Genomic DNA, 16,418 nt, shown 5'->3' on the forward strand with positions numbered 1-16,418 from the left:
GTCCCGCGTCGTGGCGGGATCAACCCGGAAGGTTTCGTAAAACGACCGGCTGGCGGCGACGACCCGCAGTTCCGCATCCAAGACGAGGAAAGGTTCATGGATGGTGTTCACTATCGCCTGTGCGAGCGCCTGGGCGTCTTCGACAGCGAGAAGCGAGTTCAACATTGTTGTTGTTACCGTCACCCGTTCAGCGGAGCCCGCATCGTCGAGGTGTCTGCGGCAAGCTTAGCAGGCCGGAGTACCCAATGACATCGCTCATGCCCTGGGGGTGGAGGATGACCGCTATGGGTCGGAAACAGACCTGGCGTGGCCTGAGTTCACGACCCTGACACCTATTGCGGCCGGGTGACGCCCTGCCAGGAGCGGCTGGCCGGCGCGGTGGAGGTCGCCGCGCGCAGCCAGGCCATGTTGTTGTCCACCAGTTCCGGCGGCAGGTCCTGGCGGGCCAGTTTCTCGGCCTCGTCGAAACGGCCCTGGAGACCTAGGACCAGGGCCAGGTTCTGGCGCACCGCCATGGGCGCGCCGGGCCGGGCGATCGCTCTGCGCAACAGGGCCTCGGCCTCCGCCGACTGGCCGTGGGTGGCCTGGAACAGGGCCAGGTTCGAGATCACCGAGGGGTTGTCCGGCGCCAGGCTGAGCGCCAGGCGATGGGCCGCGAGGGCCTCGTCGTCGCGCTTGGCCTGTTCATAGGCGACGCCCAGGAGGGAGGGCGCGCGCCAGTCGCGCGGGTTCAGCTGGGCCACCCGGCGAGCGGGGTCGATGGCGTAGAACCCCTGGCCGCGCGCGACATGCGCCTTGGCCAGCTCCAGCAGCGCCTCGGTGTTGTCCGGCGCGACCGCCAGGGTGCGCTGGACGGCGGCGACGGCGTCGTCGTAGCTGCCCATGCCGCGCAGGGCCTGGGAGAGCTGCACCCCGGCCTCGGCGTCGGCGGCGTCGATCTCCAGTTCGCGGCCCCAGAAGGCGGCGCGGGCCAGGGGGTCCATCCGGCCGACGGCGGCGCGCTCGGCGGCCGTGGCCTTGCGGCGCGGCTGGGCGGTCGCGGGGGCGGCCTTGACGGCGGCGGCCTCCGCCTTGGGCTTGGCCTTGGACCAGGGCAGGGCCTGGGCCTGGGATCCGAAAGCGAGCAGGCCGAGCGCCAGGACAGGGCCCAGGGCGGTTGCGGCGAGCGTCGACATGCGACACATGATTTCACGGGCTCCGGATGTTTGGCCGCCAGCATCCCCCGCCCGCTTAAAGGAAGCGTTAAGCATAAGTGCGCTCAGTCACGGGCGCTGGAGAGCGTCATGACCGAAGTCGTCGTCGAGCACACGCATGGCGCGGCCGTTCCCGTCCACGCCCTGTACGAGAAGGACCTGGAAGGATTTCTCGCCGGCCGCCGGGCCTTCGTGAAGGCCTTCGCCGAGCTCTCGGAGTTCAAGGCCAAGGCCGGGCAGGCCCTGGTCGTCCCCGACACCGCCGGCGGCCTGGACCGGGTGCTGTTCGGCCTGGGCGCTTCCAGTGACCCGATGACCTTCCGCGCCTTGCCAGCCCGGCTGCCGGCCGGCGACTTCCGCATCGCCTCGGCGCCGCCGGAATTCGCGCCCGACCTGATCGCGCTGGCCTTCGCGCTGGGGAGCTACCGCTATGATCGCTACAAGAAGAAGGGCTCGCCGCGGCCACGCCTGGTGGTCGACGGGGTCGATGTCGCCGAGGTGCGCAGCATCGCCCAGGCCTGCGCCTTGGCCCGCGACATGGTCAACACCCCGCCCAACGACCTGGGCCCGCTGCAGATCGAGGCCATCGCCCGCGACATCGCCGAACAGCATGGCGCGACGATCACCGTGATCGCCGGAGAAGACCTGCTGGAAGCCAACTATCCGGCCGTCCACGCCGTGGGCCGCGCGGCGGTAGACGCCCGCTGTCCGCGGATGATCGAAATGTCGTGGGGCGAGGCCGGCCACCCGCTGATCGCCCTGGTGGGCAAGGGTGTGGTGTTCGACACCGGCGGCCTGGACATCAAGCCCTCGGCCGGCATGCGCAACATGAAGAAGGACATGGGCGGTGCGGCCCACGTCCTGGCGCTGGCCCGCATGATCATGACCGCCAAGCTGCCGGTTCGGCTGGCCGTGCTGATCCCGGCGGTCGAGAACGCCATCGCCGGCGACGCCATGCGGCCCGGCGACATCCTCGACAGCCGCAAGGGTCTGACCATCGAGGTGGGCAACACCGACGCCGAGGGCCGCCTGATCCTGGCCGACGCGCTGACCCGGGCCGCCGAACTGGAGCCGGCGCTCACCCTCGACCTCGCCACCCTGACCGGGGCCGCGCGCGCGGCGCTGGGGCCGCAGTTGCCGCCCTTCTATACCGACGACGAGACCCTGGCCGGTCAGATCGAAGCGGCCATGACCGCCGTCTCCGACCCCATGTGGCGGATGCCGCTGTGGAAGGGGTTTGTCGACGCCCTCGACAGCGACATCGCCTAAATCAAGAACGACTCCGACGCCTGGGCCCAGGCCGGCTCGATCACGGCGGCTCTTTTCCTGCAACGGTTCGCGCCCCCCGGACCCTGGGCGCACTTCGACATCTTCGCGTGGAACCCTCGGAGCCGGCCGGGCTTCACCTCGGGCGGCGAGGCTCAGGCGATCCGCGCCCTCTACCGCATGATCCGGGACCGCTTCGCATGATCCGCGACCCTCGCGTGACCCCGGCGCGGCCCGACCTCGCCAGCCGGGCCCTGGAGGGCGTGGTGGCGGCCGACGCCTATGTCGATCCCCGGCCGATGAAGGTGGTGGTCCCTGCCGCCGCCCTGCGCCGGGCGGCCGATCCCGCCGCCGAGCAGGTCGATCAGCTGTTGTTCGGCGAGATCTTCGAGATGCTGGACGAGGCCGACGGCTATGCCTGGGGACAGGCGCGCCGCGACGGCTATGTCGGTTTCATGGAGACGGTGGCCTTGGGCGAACCCGGCCCGGCGGCCACTCACCGGGTCAGCGCGATCCGCACCTACGCTTTCGCCGAGCCCAGCATCAAGTCGCGCGCGCTGGGCCCGTACTCGATCAATTCGCTGGTCGCCGTCGAAGCCCGGGAAGGGCGCTTCGCCAAGGCGGTCAATTCAGGATGGTTCGTCGAGGCGCACCTGACACCCGTCGGCGTCTTCGAGACCGATCCCGTGGCGGTGGCCGAACGGTTCCTGGGCGCGCCCTACCTCTGGGGCGGGCGCGAAAGCCTGGGGGTGGACTGCTCCGGACTGGTGCAACAGGCGCTGCTGGCCTGCGGCAAGGCCATTCCCCGCGACACCGATCAGCAGGAAGCCATCGGGGCGGGGGTCGAGACCTTGGCGCGGGGCGACCTGGTGTTCTGGAACGGCCACGTGGCCATGATGCTGGACGAAACGCGGATCATCCACGCCAACGCCTTCCACATGGCCACCGCCATCGAGCCCCTGGCTCAGGCGAGGGCGCGCTATGTCGCCGGCGGGGTAGGTGAGCCGACGGCGTACCGTCGGCCCTGACCCTCATTAGTTGGTTAGCTCGCCGCCTTTTTTGGCGGGGGCTGCGCCAGCCGCGGCGGGAGCCGCAGGCACGGCCGCGGCGTTGGCGGGAGCGCCAGCCGGAGCCGCGGTCGGCGCGCCAGCCTCGGCCGGTGCGGCGCCTTCGGCGGCGGGAGCCGGGGCGGCGACCGGGTTCGGCGCGGGCGCCGGCAGGTTCGAGCCCTGGGCGTTCAGATAGGCGATCACATTGATGCGCTCGTCGGGCTTCTTCAGGCCCACGAAGGTCATCTTGGTGCCGGCGATGTGCTTCTGCGGCGCCTTGAGGAACTCGCTCAGGTCGTTGAACTGCCAGGTCCCGACCGCGGCGCCGTGCTCGACCATGCCCGACGAGTAGGCGAAGCCTGCGTGCGTGCCGGGCTTTTTGCCCAGGATGGCGTGCAGGTTCGGGCCGGTGCCGTTGGCGCCGCCGGCGTCGATGGTGTGGCAGGACTTGCACTTGGCGAACACCGCCTCGCCGGCTTTCACGTCGGCGACCGGTAGGACCGTGCCCCAGTCGATCGGCGCCTCGGCGACAGCGCCGCCGCCGGTGTCTTCCACCACGGCGATCGCATAGCCGGGCTTTTCGACTTCGTGGGAGGCGAACACGCCCATTGAAACTTCGCGAAGGCCGACAATGGCCAGACCGGTCGCCAGCACAGCGCCAGCGACTTTGTTGAACGTAAGGTCGCTCATAGTCTTGAAATCGGCCCTCTTAACAGCCGGCCCGAAGACCGGCGTAAGCGCGGGAATCCCCGCCCCTTATTGCGCCCGGCTCTCTTACACGCTACCGCCGCCCGCGCAACCGGCCAGTTGGTCGCTCCTGGACGCACATGAACCCGATCGTCCTGATCCCCGCGCGCATGGCGGCCACCCGGCTGCCCGGTAAGCCCTTGGCGGACATCGAAGGCGTGCCGATGATCGTCCGTGTGCTGCGCCAGGCGCAGGCCGCCGGTATTGGCCCCGTGGCCATCGCCGCGGGCGACGTCGAGATCGTGGACGCAGTGCGCGCGGCGGGCGGGGAGGCGGTTCTGACCGATCCTGACCTGCCCTCGGGCTCCGACCGAATCATCGCCGCGCTGAACCAGCTCGACCCTGGCGGCGCCCATGACGTGGTCATCAACCTGCAGGGCGACATCCCTTTTGTGGCGCCGTCGGTGGTGCGAGCCGCCGCCAGCCTCCTGGCCGAGCGGGAGGCATGCGATCTCTCGACCGTCATGGTCGCCGAGGCCGATCCCGCCGAGCGGACCAATCCCGACATTCCCAAGGTCGTCGCCGCCATGGCGCCGGACGGCCGCAGCGGCCGGGCGCTCTATTTCACCCGCTCGGTGCTTTATGGCGACGCGCCGGTCTGGCTGCACCACGGGGTCTATGGCTATCGGCGCGAGGCGCTGGAGCGGTTCACAAACAGCCCGCCCTCGCCGCTGGAGCTGCGCGAGCGGCTGGAACAGCTTCGCGCCTTGGAGATGGGCATGACCATCTGGGCCGCGGTGATCGACGAGGCGCCGATCTCGGTCGACAACCCCGCCGACCTCGAACGTGCAAGGCAGTACGCAAGGATGAACCCATGACCAAGGGACGGATCGCCTTCCAGGGCGAGCTGGGCGCCAACAGCCATGAGGCCTGCGTCGCGGCGTTTCCCGAGATGACGCCGGTCCCGCACGCCACCTTCGAGGAGGCGTTCGAGGCCGTGAAGGGCGGCGACTGCCAACTGGGCATGATCCCGGTGGAGAACTCCATCGCCGGGCGGGTGGCCGACGTCCACCACCTGCTGCCGTCCTCGGGTCTGAAGATCATCGGCGAGCGGTTCAAGCCGATCCACTTCCAGCTCATGGCCAATCCGGGCGTGAAGTTGGAGGACGTCAAGACGGTGGCCTCCATGCCCATCGCGCTGGTCCAGTGCCGCAAGACCATCCGGCGGTTGAAGCTGAAAACCCAGGCCGTGGGCGACACGGCGCTGGCCGCCAAGCTGCTGGCCGCCGAGCCCGACCCGACGCGGGCGGCGATCTCCCCGGCGCTGGCTGCCGAACTCTACGGACTTGAGATCCTGGCCCGGGACATCGAGGACGAGCACAACAACACCACCCGCTTCCTGGTGATGACGGCCGACAAGGACCCGCCGCCGCCGCCCTTCACGACGCCTTGCGTCACCAGCTTCGTGTTCCGGGTCCGCAACCTGCCGGCGGCGCTGTACAAGGCCATGGGCGGCTTCGCGACCAATGGGGTCAACATGACCAAGCTGGAGAGCTACATGGAGAACGGCGCCTTCACGGCGACCTTCTTCTATTCCGAGGTGGACGGCCGCCCCGAGGATCGCGGCCTGGCGCTGGCCTTCGAGGAGCTGCGGTTCTTCTCCGACGAGTTCGAGATCCTGGGCGTCTATCCGGCCGACCCGTTCCGGTCACGCGGCTAGATGAAGATCATCGAGCTCAACGCCGCGGACTGCACCACCACCAAGGTCTTCACGGCCCTGCTGAAGGACGCCATCCAGGCCCTGCCGGGGCATGGGACCAGCATTCCAGCCTTCGTGGATTCGATGATCTGGGGGACAGGGGTCAGCGATCTGGTCCCGCCCTATACCATCCGCGTCGTCGGCCGCCTGGATCGCGAGGTCGGCCGATTCGCCCGGGAGCTCTCCGACGCCCTGGAGGCGGCCCGCACCGACCGCCGCACCCGCAAGGGCGAGGATGTGGCGGTGGTGCTCGAGACCGGGCGGCGCTAGCCCGCCGCGGCGATCCTGATCTTGTCGATGTCGATCTTCGTCATCTCCATCATGGCCGCGCTCGCGCGCGCGGCCCTGGCGGGGTCCGAGTCGCTCAACAACTCCATCAAGCCGTCGGGGACGACCTGCCAGGACAGGCCGAAGCGGTCCTTCAGCCAGCCGCAGGGGCCTTCTTCGCCACCCTCGGTGAGCCTGGCCCAGTAGTGGTCGGCTTCGGCCTGATCGGCGCAGTGGATCTGGAACGATATGGCCTCATCGAACGTGAATTGCGGCCCGCCGTTGATGCCGACGAACTTCTGACCGTTCAGTTCGAATTCCACGGTCATCGGCTTGCCGGCCTCGCCCTTCGATCCCTCGGGATAGGGCGTGACCTTGCCCAGCTTCGAATTCTCGAAAACCGAGCAGTAAAATTGGGCGGCCTCTCCGGCTTTTCCGTCGAACCAGAGGGAGGTGGTGAAGGGCTTCATGGGGTCATCCTTTGACGGCGATTTGCCCTAAGGACGGCTGTGCAGCCGCGGTCCCGACAGCTCGCCGCGGGATTTTCCTAGTCCGCCTCGGCCCAGGCCTTGAACAGCTGGTGGGCTATAGCCATCCCGCCTGGCGCGTTGACCCCGTCGCCCTTGCCGGCCAGCACGTCGCGGGCCTCCTGCTTGGTGAACCAGCGGACCTCCGACAGCTCGGTCTGGTCGGGGGTGGCGTTGTCGTCCTCGACCTGGGCGATCAGGCCGATCATCAGCGAGGACGGATAAGGCCAGGGCTGGGTGGAGTGGTAGGCGACGCTGAGGGTCTTCAGCCCTGCCTCCTCGTGCAGCTCGCGGGCGCAGGCCTCCTCGATGCTCTCGCCGGGCTCCAGGAAGCCGGCCAGGGCGGAGAACATTCCCTTGGGCCAGATCTCCTGGCGGCCCAGCATGCAGCGGTCCTTGTGCACCGCCAGCATGATGACCACGGGGTCGGTGCGGGGGAAGTGCTCGGCCTTGCAGGCGGGGCAGGCGCGCTTCCAACCGCCCTCGACCACTTCGGTCTGTTCACCGCAGGCCGAGCAGTGGCGATGGCGCCGGCGCCATTCGAACATCTGCTTGGAGGTGGCCATGATCGCCGCGTCCGTGTGGGGCAGGCGCATGGCCACGGCGCGCAGGTCCTCGAACCGCCCCAAGCCCGACAGCGGTCCATCGGCGGGATCGGCCCCGCCTTCAAGGTCCACGGCGAAGACCGCGGTCTCCTGCCACAGCCCCAGGAACAGCAGGCGCTCAGGGCCGCCCGACAGCTCCTCGGCCATCCTGGCCGGCAGGTAGGCGATCTGCAGGCCGCCGTCCTTGGTGGTCTCGACGAACGGCTTGCCGTTCCAGACCGCCACGGCGAGCGATTCGTCGGAGCGGAGCTGTTCGGCCAGCCATGCGGTGTCGGTTCGCTTCTCGCTAGCGCGGTTCAGCGGGTTGCCGGCGAAGGTGTTCTGGAAGGCGGATAGAGGCATGCGTCGCGTTGTAGCTGCGCTGGCGCTTGCGCGCGACCCTCAAGGCCGCGATATAGGGGGTGGAGATCGGCGACGGGCGGACGCCTCGCCAACCCGGTCAGGTCCGGAAGGAAGCAGCCGCAACGAGTTTCGCTCCGGGTCGTCGTTCGGTCTCCACCCAAATCCTTACCCTCGGGCGCCAATGGCCGACGAAGACGAACCCGAGACAGTCGAACGCGATCCCGACACGAGCGACATGTTCGGCGCGCCCGCAGGCCCGAAACCTGCCGCCCCCGCCGAGCCCTCGGCCGCCTACACCGTCATCGCCCGAAAATATCGGCCCAGGACCTTCGAGGACCTGTTTGGCCAGGAGGCGATGGTGCGCACCCTGCGCAACGCCTTCGCCACCGGCCGCATCGCGCATGCCTTCATGCTCACCGGGGTCCGCGGGGTCGGCAAGACCACCACGGCGCGGCTGCTGGCCCGGGCGCTGAACTACGAGAGCGACACGGTTCATCAGCCCAGCCTGGACCTCACCGTCGACGGCCGCCACTGCAAGGCGATCATCGAGGGCCGGCACATGGACGTGCTGGAGCTGGACGCCGCCAGCCGCACCAAGGTGGACGAGATGCGCGAGCTGCTGGACGGGGTGCGCTACGCCCCGGTCGAGGCGCGCTACAAGGTCTACGTCATCGACGAAGTCCACATGCTGTCGACGGCAGCGTTCAACGCTTTGCTGAAGACCCTGGAAGAGCCGCCGCCACACGCCAAGTTCATCTTCGCCACCACCGAAATCCGCAAGGTGCCGGTGACCATCCTGTCGCGCTGCCAGCGCTTCGACCTTCGCCGGGTCGAGCCGGAGGTGATCGTCAAGAACCTGGAGATGATCGCCCAGAACGAGGGCGCGCGGGTCGAGGCCGAGGGCCTGCTGCTGATCGCCCGCGCTGCCGAAGGCTCGGTGCGCGACGCCCAGTCGATGCTGGACCAGGCCATCGTCCAGGCCGAGCCCGGCGAGACCGTCACCGCCGCCTCGATCCGCGACATGTTGGGCCTGGCCGACCGGGCCCAGACGATCACCCTGTTCGAACAGGTCATGCGTGGCGAGGCCGGGCCCGCGATCGAAACCTTCCGCACCCTCTACGGCTTCGGCGCCGGGCCCGACCAGGTGATGTTGGACCTTCTGGACCACGCCCACGGCGCGGCGGTGGCCAAGGCGATCGGGCCCCAGGCCCTCATCATGCCGAAGGAGCAGGCCGGACGGCTGGCGGCCATCGGCGCCGCGGTCTCCGCTGGCACCCTGTCGCGGGTTTGGCAGATGCTGTTGCGCAGCCATGACGAGGTGCGCCGCGCGCCCGACGCCGCGGCCGCCTGCGACATGGCCCTGATCCGCCTGGCCTACGCCGCCGACCTGCCCGGACCGGAAGAGGCGCTGAAGCGGCTCCAGTCCGGAGAGACCCTGCCCGGCGGCGGTTCCAGCGGACCTGCGCCCTCCGGCGGTGGTGGTGGCGGCGCGATGTCGGCCAGCGGCATCGGCGGCGGGGCGGTCAACGCCCAGGCCCGCCGGGTGGCGCCCCAGCCGGAGGCCAGTGAGCCGGTCCCGACCCTGCAATCCTTCGCCGACGTCATCGCCCTGATCGAGAAGAAGCGCGACATCGCCCTGCGCCTCGACGTCGAACGCTATGTCCGGCCGATCAGCTTCCGGCCGGGCGCCATCGAGTACGAACCCGCGCCCGGCGCGCCGATCAACCTGGCGCAGCGCCTGGTGGGCCGGCTGAAGGAGTGGACCGGCCAGCCCTGGCTGATCGCCGCCCAGGGCGGCGGCGGGGCCGAGAGCGCCTGGGAACGACAGAAGCGCGAGGAGCGCGAGGTCCGCGTCCAGATCGAGGCCGATCCCTTCATCGTCGCGGTGATGAGCGCCTTCCCCGGCGCGGAGATTGTCAGCGTTCGAAACCTACCCGTCCCAGAGGTCGCGCCGATGTCCGACGCGCCGGACGAAGACGAAGACGACTAGGAGCAGCTTGAGATGAAAGACCTTGGCGGCCTGATGAAGCAGGCCCAGGCCATGCAGCAGAAGCTGGCCGACGCGCAGGCGCGGCTGGCGGAGTTGGTCGTCGACGGCACGTCGGGCGGCGGCATGGTCAAGGTGACCCTGAAGGGCACGGGCGAGCTTTCCGGCGTGGAGCTGGACGAAACCCTGCTGCAGCCCGGCGAGGGCGAGGTGATCTCCGACCTGATCGTGGCCGCCCATGCGGACGCCAAGCGCAAGCTGGACGCCCAGCAGTCCGAACTGATGCGCGAGGCCGCGGGCCCGTTGGCCGGCCTGGGCATTCCCGGCATGCCGAAGTTCTAGCTTGGTGTCTTGGCCAGGCTATCTGGTCAGGCTCAACACGCTCAGGTCGTGAGCGCCAGGCTCGATCGCCAGACTTTGCACGAACCGGCGGAGCACGGCCTCCATCTCGGCCTCGACCTCCTGGTCGGTGACGCCCCAGGTCAGCATCTGTCCGTCGACGAACGTGCGCGCCACGCCATACGAGATCGCGCGAGCGTCCAGCAGCATGCCCCGCAGGTCATCATGGCGCAGCAAACCCTTGGCGATGGCCTCGCTCAGGGCGTCGCTCATCTGAGCCTGGGCGGCGGCGCTCTCCGTTTTCAGGGTTTCGGACCACTCCAGCAACCGGCGGTCCGAGAGGATTCGAAAGTGGGTCGGATTGCGGAGCACGAAGCGTAGATAGCCGGCGGCGATGGCGCTGAAGCGAACCAGAGGGTCTTCCTGCGCGGCGGCATATAGCGCCTCGTTGATCTCGGCGCGCATTCGACCGATCGCCTCTTCGGCCACCGCGGTCATCAGGGTGGCCTTGGTCGGGAAGTGACGGAACGGCGCGCCGGGCGAGACGCCCGCCCGGCGGGCCACTTCTCGCAGGCTGACCTGCTCGGGCCCGATTTCCTGGGCCAGGCTAACGGTGGCCTCGATCAGGGCCTCGCGAAGTCGACCATGATGATAGGTCGCGCGCGGCTGGGCCGACGCCGGGTGATCGGTCGAGGTCATGGGCCACCATAGGGTCTGAGCGTTCCAATCGCCACGCCCGGCCCACGTTCCAGGCGCTTTTCCGACCATATGTATGCAGTGACTACATTTCGCTTGACCGCCGTGGCGCGAAATGTAAGCAATGCATACATCACGTCAGGAGCTCACATGATCTCGCGTCGCATTTCCCTATTGGCCGCCTTCGTCCTCGCCCTCGCGCCCACGATGTCAGTGGCTGCGCCCGCCTCGCCCCAAGGTCGGTTCCTGACCGCCAGCGGCAATGTCGAGGTTCAGATCCAACCCTGCGGGGCGGCCCTGTGCGGCGACGTGGTGCGGGTGTTGGCCAACCGCTCGATGAGCGATCAGAAGGCGCCGGCCGCGGCGGCGCCGGCGGGCGTCGGGCTGCGGCTGATCAGCGACCTGAAGCCGTCGGGCGCGGAGTGGCAGGGAAAGATCTTCAATCGCGAGGACGGCAAGACCTACGACTGCATCGTGCGGCCCCTGCCCAACGGCAATCTTGAAGTTCGGCCCTATGTCGGGACCCCGCTGATCGGCAAGACTCAGAACTGGACGCGCGTGCCAGCGCCTGCCGCCGCCCGCTGAGTTCAGGCGAAGTCCTGCAAATGCTAGACCTGCCGCTCGCCTTCCTCGCGGGCCTCGCGACCGCCGCGTCGCCTTGCATCCTTCCGGTCCTGCCGCTGGTGCTGGGCGCGTCGGTCGGCTCGACCAACCCGCTTCGGCCGGTCGCCATCGTCGGGGGGTTTGTCGCCTCGTTCTCGGTCGCGGCGCTTTTTCTCGGGATTTTGACGCGGTCGCTGGGCCTGTCTCCGGACATCCTGCGCACGATCGCCTGCGTCTTCATCGCCTTGCTGGGCGTGGCCCTGGTCTGGCCAAGGCCATTCGAGAAGCTGGCCGGCCTGGCTGCGCCGCTCACCCAGTTCGGCTTCAGGTCCGGCAGGGCCGATGACGGATTGACCAGCGCTCTTCTGCTGGGGATGTCGCTGGGGGTGATCTGGACACCCTGCGCGGGTCCGATTCTCGCGGCCATCCTGACTCTCGTGGCCAGCGCCGAGAGCCTTTCGCGTTCCGCAGGGCTTGTGCTGGCCTATGGGGTCGGCGCGGGGCTTCCGATGCTGGCCATCGCCTATGGCGGCCAGGCCGCCACCACGCAAGCGCGCCAAGTTGCACGGCACGCCGACGGTCTGCGGCGGGTGTTCGGCGTGCTGGTCATCGCCGTCGCGGCGGCGATCTACAGTCAGTACGACGTCCTGGCGACGGTCTGGCTCACCAGTCTTTTCACATAGGAGCCAGCAATGGTCTCGATATCTCGTCGCGCTCTGCTCGCCGCCGCAGGTCTTGGCGCGTTGGGCGCGACCGGCGCGGTGGTCTGGGCCCAGTCGGCCCTGACCTCCTTCGAGCGCGCGGGGGAGGAGCCCCTGGTCCTCGGCGACCGCGGTCCGGCTCCGGAGCTCACAGGCATTGAGGGATGGCTGAACAGTGAGCCGCTCGCGCTCTCGCGTTTGGCGGGGCGGCCGGTGCTGCTCGATTTCTGGACGTTCGACTGCATCAACTGCGTTCGCACGCTGCCGCACGTTCGAAAGTGGCATTCCGCCTACGCCGAGCGCGGCCTGGCGGTGATCGGCGTGCACAGCCCCGAGTTTCCCCACGAACGAAAGCGCGAGCGCGTGGCCGCCGCGGCGGCCCGCTACGGCGTCGACTATCCGATCGCCCTGGACACGGACCACGCCACCTGGGACGCCTACGGCGTGCGGTATTGGCCGTCGCTGTTTCTGATCGACCAACGCGGGCGGATTGTCATGCGCCACGAAGGCGAGGGCGAGTACGCCACCATCGAGCGATTGATCCAGACGGTGTTGACCCGGTGACGCCGTCGGCGACGGTCAGATAGGGGGCGATCAAGCAGCTTCGCGCGGCGGCTTGCGCCGAGCCTGGGTTCGACCCCACCTTCGTGCGCGAGTCGGCCGCGCGCCGAAAGCTGATCGGAGATGACGTGGCCGCTTCCGCCGGACCTGAGATCGAGCGGCTGATCTCGCTGCTCTCCAAGCTGCCGGGGCTGGGACCCCGGTCGGCCCGACGCGCCGCCTTGGCCCTGCTCAAGCGCCGCGACCAGCTCCTGGTGCCGCTGAACGAGGCCCTGACCCTGGCCGCCGAGCGGGTGCGGACCTGCTCAGTCTGCGGTTCGCTGGATACCCAGGACCCCTGCGCCATCTGTTCGGACGAGAGCCGCGACGGCGCGCTGATCTGCGTGGTCGAGGAGGTGGGCGCCCTTTGGGCCATGGAGCGGGCCGTGGCGTTCCGGGGCCGATACCATGTGCTGGGCGGTCTGCTGTCGGCGCTGGACGGAGTGGGACCCGACGCGCTGAAGATCGGACCGCTGGTCAACCGCGCCCAGGCCGAGGCGATCCGCGAGGTGATCCTGGCTCTGCCGGCCACGGTCGACGGCCAGACCACCGCGCACTATCTGGCCGAGCGGCTGGCGGGGGCGGGCGTGGCGGTGACCATGCTCGCTCGGGGTGTCCCTGTGGGCGGCGAGCTGGACTGGCTGGACGACGGCACGATCAACCAGGCCATGCGAGCGCGGCGACCCGCCTAAGCGTGGCCTTTGCACGGCTCTGTGAGTAGAGAGCGCCGGTTTTTCAGGAACCAACACCCCTCCAGCGCCTTGCACCAGCATACGAGCTGGAGATCATCTGAAATGATAAGAGTAATGTTGAGTGTCGCCACCGCGGCGACGCTGTTGGCGGCGTGCGGCGACAAGCCTGCGACCACGACGACAGAGGCTGAGGCCGTCGCCCCGGCGGTTTCCCCGGCCGAAGCGCCAGGCAATACGGCGGTGGACGCCACGCCCATGACGGACGCGGCGGCCCCGACCCCCGGCGCCAACTCGTTCACGGAGGCTCAGGCCCGCTCCGCCATCGAAGGCGCCGGATACACGGGCGTGGGCGCGCTGACCCAGAACGCCGACGGCATCTGGCAGGCCAAGGCCACCAAGAGCGGCGCTGAGACGACCGTGTCCGTCGACTACAAGGGCGTGGTCACGGCCCAGTAGGCCCGCGGAATTTCCTTCAAAGAACAAGCCAATCGGAGAAAACACCATGACGAGAACCGTAACCCGGCTGTTCGACAGCCACACCGAGGCCCTGGGCGCCGTCCAGGACCTGGAATCCGCCGGCATCGATCACGACAAGATCAGCCTGGTCTCCAACAACGCCGACAATTGGCATGCCGGACACAAGCATCCCGGCGGCGCACCCGGCGCGGGCGGCCCGCTGGGCGACGCCAATGGCGATGGTGAGAACGACGTGGCCGACGGGGCCGGCAAGGGCGCCACCACGGGCGGTCTGATCGGCGGCGGCGCGGGGCTGCTGGCGGGCCTCGGAATGCTGGCCATTCCGGGCCTAGGTCCGGTGGTCGCGGCCGGTTGGCTGGTGTCGACGGCGGTCGGCGCGGCGATCGGAGCCGCGGCGGGCGGCGCCACGGGCGGCCTGCTGGGCGCGCTCAAGGAAGCCGGCCACTCCGACGAGGAGGCCAACGTCTACTCCGAGGGCGTCCGGCGGGGCGGGACCCTGGTCAGCGTTCGCGCCCATGACGACGAGGCCGACCGGATCGAACAGATCCTGCAAGGCCGCAGCGGCGTCGACGCCCTGACCCGTGGCGAGACCTACCGCCAGTCGGGCTGGAGCCGCTTCGTGGAGAGCGCCCAGCCCTATACGGCCGACGAGGTCGCCCGCGAACGCCAGTTGTATCGGGAAAACCGATCGTTCGCCCAGGGCGGCGACCCGGAGCCGCGGGTCGCCGACGAGGCGAACCGCGACGACGATCGCGGCGTCTCCACCGCCGCACCGCCCACGCCGCGCGCCTTCTAAGTCGCGCGTCGAAATCGAGAGAGCCCCGGCCGCGAGGCCGGGGCTTTTTCGTGGCCGAGTGATTGGGACGTAGAGCGTGCGCTCCGCCCCGACTCCGGCTAAAGAACGGAGCATGAACTTCGAGACCCTGCTGTTGATCCTCGTCGCGACCCTGATCGTGGGCCTGCCCCTGCTGGCCTGGGCGCTGATGGAGCGTGGGCGGGCCAATCGCGCCGAGGCTCGCGCCTACGCCCTGCGGGACGCGGCCGTGCGGGTGAAGGTGATCGAGGAGATGGGCGCCAAGAACGCCGCCCTGCTGCAGGGCGAGGCGGCCAACGCCATCGCCGAGCAGGTGCTGAAGCGGGCCGACGAGACCTTCCACAACCGCGAACAACTGGCCCAGGCGCGGCTTGAGGCGCAGCTCAAGCCGGTGGCCGAGAGCCTGGCCAAGTTCCAGGAGCAGGTGGTCGCGGTCGAAAAGAGCCGGGCCGAGGAGAGCGGAGGGCTCAAGGCCCAGATCGCCGCCTTGATGCAGGCGTCGGTCGACACGCAGTCCGAGGCCCGCAAGCTGTCGGCCGCCCTGCGGCGCGGCGCCGGCGTCCAGGGCCGCTGGGGGGAACAGACCCTGCGCAACGTGCTGGAGGCCGCGGGCCTGCACAATCGCTACGACTTCGACGAACAGACCTCCACCGACACCGAGGAGGGCCGCCGCCGGCCCGACGTCACCGTGCGCCTGCCGGGCGGGGCGGTGTTCGTCATCGACGCCAAGTGCTCGCTCAACGCCTTCCTTGACGCCCAGGACGCGGTCGACGAGACCGTCCGCGAGGCCTGTTACGTCCGCCACGCCCAGAGCGTGCGCGCCCACATGCACGGCCTGTCGGCCAAGACCTACTGGGATCAGTTCAACCAGGGCTCGCCCGACTTCGTGGCCATGTTCATCCCGGGCGACAGCTTCCTGGCCGCCGCGCTTGAGCGGTCGCCGGAGTTGATGAGCGAGGCCATGGACCGCCGGGTGCTGGTGGTGACGCCCACCACGCTATTCGCCCTGTGCAAGGCCGTGGTCTACGGCTGGCGGGTGGAGGAGCAGGCGGCCAACGCCCAGGAGATCTCCAAGCTCGGCCGCGAACTGTACAAGCGCCTGTCGGTTATGGGCGGCCACGCGGCCTCGGTCGGCAAGGCGTTGGAGCAGGCTGTGGGCAAGTACAACGCCTTCGTGGGCTCGCTGGAGACCCAGGTCATGACCCAGGCCCGCCGCTTCGAGGACCTGAAGGTCGACCATGAGGACCGTGAACTCCCGGAGCTGACCGCCGTCGATGGCGGGGTTCGGGCCCTGACCAAGCTCGCCGCCGACTTCAATCCGGACGAGGCGGGCCAAGTCGCCGCCTTGACGGCCAAGGGTCGCTGACCTACCTGCGTTCTCATGGCCTTACGCGAAATCCTCGTCGTCCCCGATCCGATCCTCAAGCAGGTGTCTCAGCCTGTGGAGAAGGTCGACGATGAGCTGCGCGCGCTCATGGATGACATGCTGGAGACCATGTACGACGCTCCCGGCATTGGCCTGGCCGCGATCCAGGTCGGCGTGCCCAAGCGGGTGATCGTCATGGACCTGGCCGGTCCCGACGAGGAAAAGGCCCCGCGCTACTTCGTGAACCCCGAGATCCTGTGGTCTTCCGACGACGCCCAGCCCTACGAAGAAGGCTGCCTGTCTGTCCCGGACATCTTCGACGAGGTGGATCGTCCCTCGAAGGTGAAGCTGAAATACCTGAACTACCAAGGCGATGAAGTGATCGAGGATGCCGAGGGCCTTTACGCCGTCTGCATCCAGCACGAGATGGACCACCTGCAAGGCGTGC

At 69.0% G+C, this 16,418-nt stretch carries 20 protein-coding genes, 1 other RNA gene and 1 pseudogene; 17 read left to right on the forward strand and 5 right to left on the reverse strand.

What is annotated here, in order from left to right; translation table 11 throughout:
* A partial coding sequence (locus RMO04_RS03370; RefSeq protein ID WP_309643384.1) for a hypothetical protein occupies positions 1-249 on the forward strand: 249 nt, incomplete at its 5' end.
* Between the two features lie 83 nt (positions 250-332).
* On the opposite strand, the gene RMO04_RS03375 is transcribed toward RMO04_RS03370, so the two are convergent.
* On the reverse strand, positions 333-1,175 hold the full coding sequence (locus RMO04_RS03375; protein ID WP_309643385.1) for a tetratricopeptide repeat protein: 843 nt from the start codon (positions 1,173-1,175) through the stop codon (positions 333-335).
* A 108-nt stretch (positions 1,176-1,283) separates the two neighbouring features.
* Here RMO04_RS03375 and RMO04_RS03380 point away from each other — a divergent pair.
* Both RMO04_RS03380 and RMO04_RS03385 read left to right on the forward strand, forming a co-directional pair.
* Positions 1,284-2,663: pseudogene (locus RMO04_RS03380) on the forward strand (leucyl aminopeptidase family protein).
* On the forward strand, positions 2,660-3,487 hold the full coding sequence (locus tag RMO04_RS03385) for an NlpC/P60 family protein (RefSeq protein WP_309643386.1): 828 nt from the start codon (positions 2,660-2,662) through the stop codon (positions 3,485-3,487). The pseudogene RMO04_RS03380 and the gene RMO04_RS03385 overlap by 4 nt, the downstream one beginning before the upstream one ends.
* A gap of 6 nt (positions 3,488-3,493) precedes the next feature.
* On the opposite strand, the gene RMO04_RS03390 is transcribed toward RMO04_RS03385, so the two are convergent.
* Positions 3,494-4,198: a cytochrome c family protein gene (locus RMO04_RS03390; protein WP_309643387.1), complete on the reverse strand. Its 705-nt coding sequence runs from the start codon at positions 4,196-4,198 to the stop codon at positions 3,494-3,496.
* Between the two features lie 137 nt (positions 4,199-4,335).
* On the opposite strand from RMO04_RS03390, the gene RMO04_RS03395 reads away from it, so the two are divergent.
* The 3 genes from RMO04_RS03395 to RMO04_RS03405 are packed head-to-tail and all read left to right on the forward strand — an operon-like array spanning position 4,336 to position 6,224.
* On the forward strand, positions 4,336-5,073 hold the full coding sequence (locus RMO04_RS03395) for a 3-deoxy-manno-octulosonate cytidylyltransferase (RefSeq protein ID WP_309643388.1): 738 nt from the start codon (positions 4,336-4,338) through the stop codon (positions 5,071-5,073).
* Positions 5,070-5,915, forward strand: coding sequence for a prephenate dehydratase (locus RMO04_RS03400; RefSeq protein WP_309643389.1), 846 nt, complete (start codon positions 5,070-5,072; stop codon positions 5,913-5,915). Before RMO04_RS03395 ends, RMO04_RS03400 begins: the two co-directional genes overlap by 4 nt.
* Positions 5,916-6,224: a hypothetical protein gene (locus RMO04_RS03405; RefSeq protein ID WP_309643390.1), complete on the forward strand. Its 309-nt coding sequence runs from the start codon at positions 5,916-5,918 to the stop codon at positions 6,222-6,224.
* On the opposite strand, the gene RMO04_RS03410 is transcribed toward RMO04_RS03405, so the two are convergent.
* Entirely contained in the window at positions 6,221-6,691 is a 471-nt protein-coding gene (locus RMO04_RS03410) for a VOC family protein (protein ID WP_309643391.1), read from the reverse strand. The two genes, RMO04_RS03405 and RMO04_RS03410, sit on opposite strands and share 4 nt — an antisense overlap.
* 77 nt (positions 6,692-6,768) lie before the next feature.
* On the reverse strand, positions 6,769-7,695 hold the full coding sequence (gene nudC / locus RMO04_RS03415) for an NAD(+) diphosphatase (protein ID WP_309643392.1): 927 nt from the start codon (positions 7,693-7,695) through the stop codon (positions 6,769-6,771).
* Between the two features lie 60 nt (positions 7,696-7,755).
* Here nudC and ffs point away from each other — a divergent pair.
* The 3 genes from ffs (at position 7,756) to RMO04_RS03430 (ending at position 10,024) form a co-directional block, all read left to right on the forward strand.
* Positions 7,756-7,854: signal recognition particle sRNA small type (gene ffs / locus RMO04_RS03420), an RNA gene on the forward strand.
* A 22-nt stretch (positions 7,855-7,876) separates the two neighbouring features.
* Positions 7,877-9,685 carry a DNA polymerase III subunit gamma/tau gene (locus RMO04_RS03425; RefSeq protein ID WP_309643393.1) on the forward strand — a complete coding sequence of 603 codons (1,809 nt, stop codon included), beginning with the start codon at positions 7,877-7,879 and terminating at the stop codon, positions 9,683-9,685.
* A 12-nt stretch (positions 9,686-9,697) separates the two neighbouring features.
* The gene (locus RMO04_RS03430) at positions 9,698-10,024 is read left to right on the forward strand and encodes a YbaB/EbfC family nucleoid-associated protein (protein WP_309643394.1); all 327 of its coding nucleotides are present in this window, start codon (positions 9,698-9,700) and stop codon (positions 10,022-10,024) included.
* An 18-nt stretch (positions 10,025-10,042) separates the two neighbouring features.
* Here the strand turns inward: RMO04_RS03430 and RMO04_RS03435 are convergent, their stop codons facing one another.
* Positions 10,043-10,720: a TetR/AcrR family transcriptional regulator gene (locus RMO04_RS03435; RefSeq protein ID WP_309643395.1), complete on the reverse strand. Its 678-nt coding sequence runs from the start codon at positions 10,718-10,720 to the stop codon at positions 10,043-10,045.
* Between the two features lie 147 nt (positions 10,721-10,867).
* Between RMO04_RS03435 and RMO04_RS03440 the strand changes: the two genes are divergently transcribed.
* The 8 genes from RMO04_RS03440 to def form a co-directional block, all read left to right on the forward strand.
* Positions 10,868-11,302 (forward strand): DUF2147 domain-containing protein, encoded by a 435-nt coding sequence (locus RMO04_RS03440; RefSeq protein WP_309643396.1) that lies wholly within the window; start codon positions 10,868-10,870, stop codon positions 11,300-11,302.
* A 20-nt stretch (positions 11,303-11,322) separates the two neighbouring features.
* On the forward strand, positions 11,323-12,003 hold the full coding sequence (locus tag RMO04_RS03445) for a cytochrome c biogenesis CcdA family protein (protein ID WP_309643397.1): 681 nt from the start codon (positions 11,323-11,325) through the stop codon (positions 12,001-12,003).
* A 9-nt stretch (positions 12,004-12,012) separates the two neighbouring features.
* Positions 12,013-12,585 carry a redoxin domain-containing protein gene (locus tag RMO04_RS03450; protein ID WP_309643398.1) on the forward strand — a complete coding sequence of 191 codons (573 nt, stop codon included), beginning with the start codon at positions 12,013-12,015 and terminating at the stop codon, positions 12,583-12,585.
* Between the two features lie 125 nt (positions 12,586-12,710).
* Positions 12,711-13,313 carry a recombination mediator RecR gene (gene recR / locus RMO04_RS03455; RefSeq protein WP_309643399.1) on the forward strand — a complete coding sequence of 201 codons (603 nt, stop codon included), beginning with the start codon at positions 12,711-12,713 and terminating at the stop codon, positions 13,311-13,313.
* Between the two features lie 114 nt (positions 13,314-13,427).
* Positions 13,428-13,769, forward strand: coding sequence for a hypothetical protein (locus tag RMO04_RS03460; protein WP_309643400.1), 342 nt, complete (start codon positions 13,428-13,430; stop codon positions 13,767-13,769).
* Between the two features lie 46 nt (positions 13,770-13,815).
* Positions 13,816-14,586 (forward strand): hypothetical protein, encoded by a 771-nt coding sequence (locus tag RMO04_RS03465; protein ID WP_309643401.1) that lies wholly within the window; start codon positions 13,816-13,818, stop codon positions 14,584-14,586.
* Between the two features lie 112 nt (positions 14,587-14,698).
* Positions 14,699-15,970 carry a DNA recombination protein RmuC gene (locus RMO04_RS03470; protein WP_309643402.1) on the forward strand — a complete coding sequence of 424 codons (1,272 nt, stop codon included), beginning with the start codon at positions 14,699-14,701 and terminating at the stop codon, positions 15,968-15,970.
* A gap of 15 nt (positions 15,971-15,985) precedes the next feature.
* Positions 15,986-16,418, forward strand: a 433-nt coding sequence (gene def, locus RMO04_RS03475; RefSeq protein WP_309643403.1) for a peptide deformylase, incomplete at its 3' end; no start/stop codon positions are given.

Source organism: Phenylobacterium sp. (genome assembly GCF_031412415.1).
Classification (GTDB): domain Bacteria; phylum Pseudomonadota; class Alphaproteobacteria; order Caulobacterales; family Caulobacteraceae; genus Phenylobacterium.

Bases quoted from the DNA above. Each gene is read 5' to 3' on its own strand.
- RMO04_RS03425 (WP_309643393.1), top strand. From the start codon at position 7,877: ATGGCCGACGAAGACGAACCCGAGACAGTCGAACGCGATCCCGACACG.
- RMO04_RS03390 (WP_309643387.1), bottom strand. From the start codon at position 4,198: ATGAGCGACCTTACGTTCAACAAAGTCGCTGGCGCTGTGCTGGCGACC.
- RMO04_RS03440 (WP_309643396.1), top strand. From the start codon at position 10,868: ATGATCTCGCGTCGCATTTCCCTATTGGCCGCCTTCGTCCTCGCCCTC.
- RMO04_RS03450 (WP_309643398.1), top strand. From the start codon at position 12,013: ATGGTCTCGATATCTCGTCGCGCTCTGCTCGCCGCCGCAGGTCTTGGC.
- RMO04_RS03470 (WP_309643402.1), top strand. From the start codon at position 14,699: ATGAACTTCGAGACCCTGCTGTTGATCCTCGTCGCGACCCTGATCGTG.
- RMO04_RS03460 (WP_309643400.1), top strand. From the start codon at position 13,428: ATGTTGAGTGTCGCCACCGCGGCGACGCTGTTGGCGGCGTGCGGCGAC.
- RMO04_RS03430 (WP_309643394.1), top strand. From the start codon at position 9,698: ATGAAAGACCTTGGCGGCCTGATGAAGCAGGCCCAGGCCATGCAGCAG.
- RMO04_RS03395 (WP_309643388.1), top strand. From the start codon at position 4,336: ATGAACCCGATCGTCCTGATCCCCGCGCGCATGGCGGCCACCCGGCTG.
- RMO04_RS03385 (WP_309643386.1), top strand. From the start codon at position 2,660: ATGATCCGCGACCCTCGCGTGACCCCGGCGCGGCCCGACCTCGCCAGC.
- RMO04_RS03465 (WP_309643401.1), top strand. From the start codon at position 13,816: ATGACGAGAACCGTAACCCGGCTGTTCGACAGCCACACCGAGGCCCTG.
- RMO04_RS03375 (WP_309643385.1), bottom strand. From the start codon at position 1,175: ATGTCGACGCTCGCCGCAACCGCCCTGGGCCCTGTCCTGGCGCTCGGC.
- RMO04_RS03445 (WP_309643397.1), top strand. From the start codon at position 11,323: ATGCTAGACCTGCCGCTCGCCTTCCTCGCGGGCCTCGCGACCGCCGCG.
- RMO04_RS03400 (WP_309643389.1), top strand. From the start codon at position 5,070: ATGACCAAGGGACGGATCGCCTTCCAGGGCGAGCTGGGCGCCAACAGC.
- nudC (WP_309643392.1), bottom strand. From the start codon at position 7,695: ATGCCTCTATCCGCCTTCCAGAACACCTTCGCCGGCAACCCGCTGAAC.
- RMO04_RS03435 (WP_309643395.1), bottom strand. From the start codon at position 10,720: ATGACCTCGACCGATCACCCGGCGTCGGCCCAGCCGCGCGCGACCTAT.
- RMO04_RS03405 (WP_309643390.1), top strand. From the start codon at position 5,916: ATGAAGATCATCGAGCTCAACGCCGCGGACTGCACCACCACCAAGGTC.
- RMO04_RS03410 (WP_309643391.1), bottom strand. From the start codon at position 6,691: ATGAAGCCCTTCACCACCTCCCTCTGGTTCGACGGAAAAGCCGGAGAG.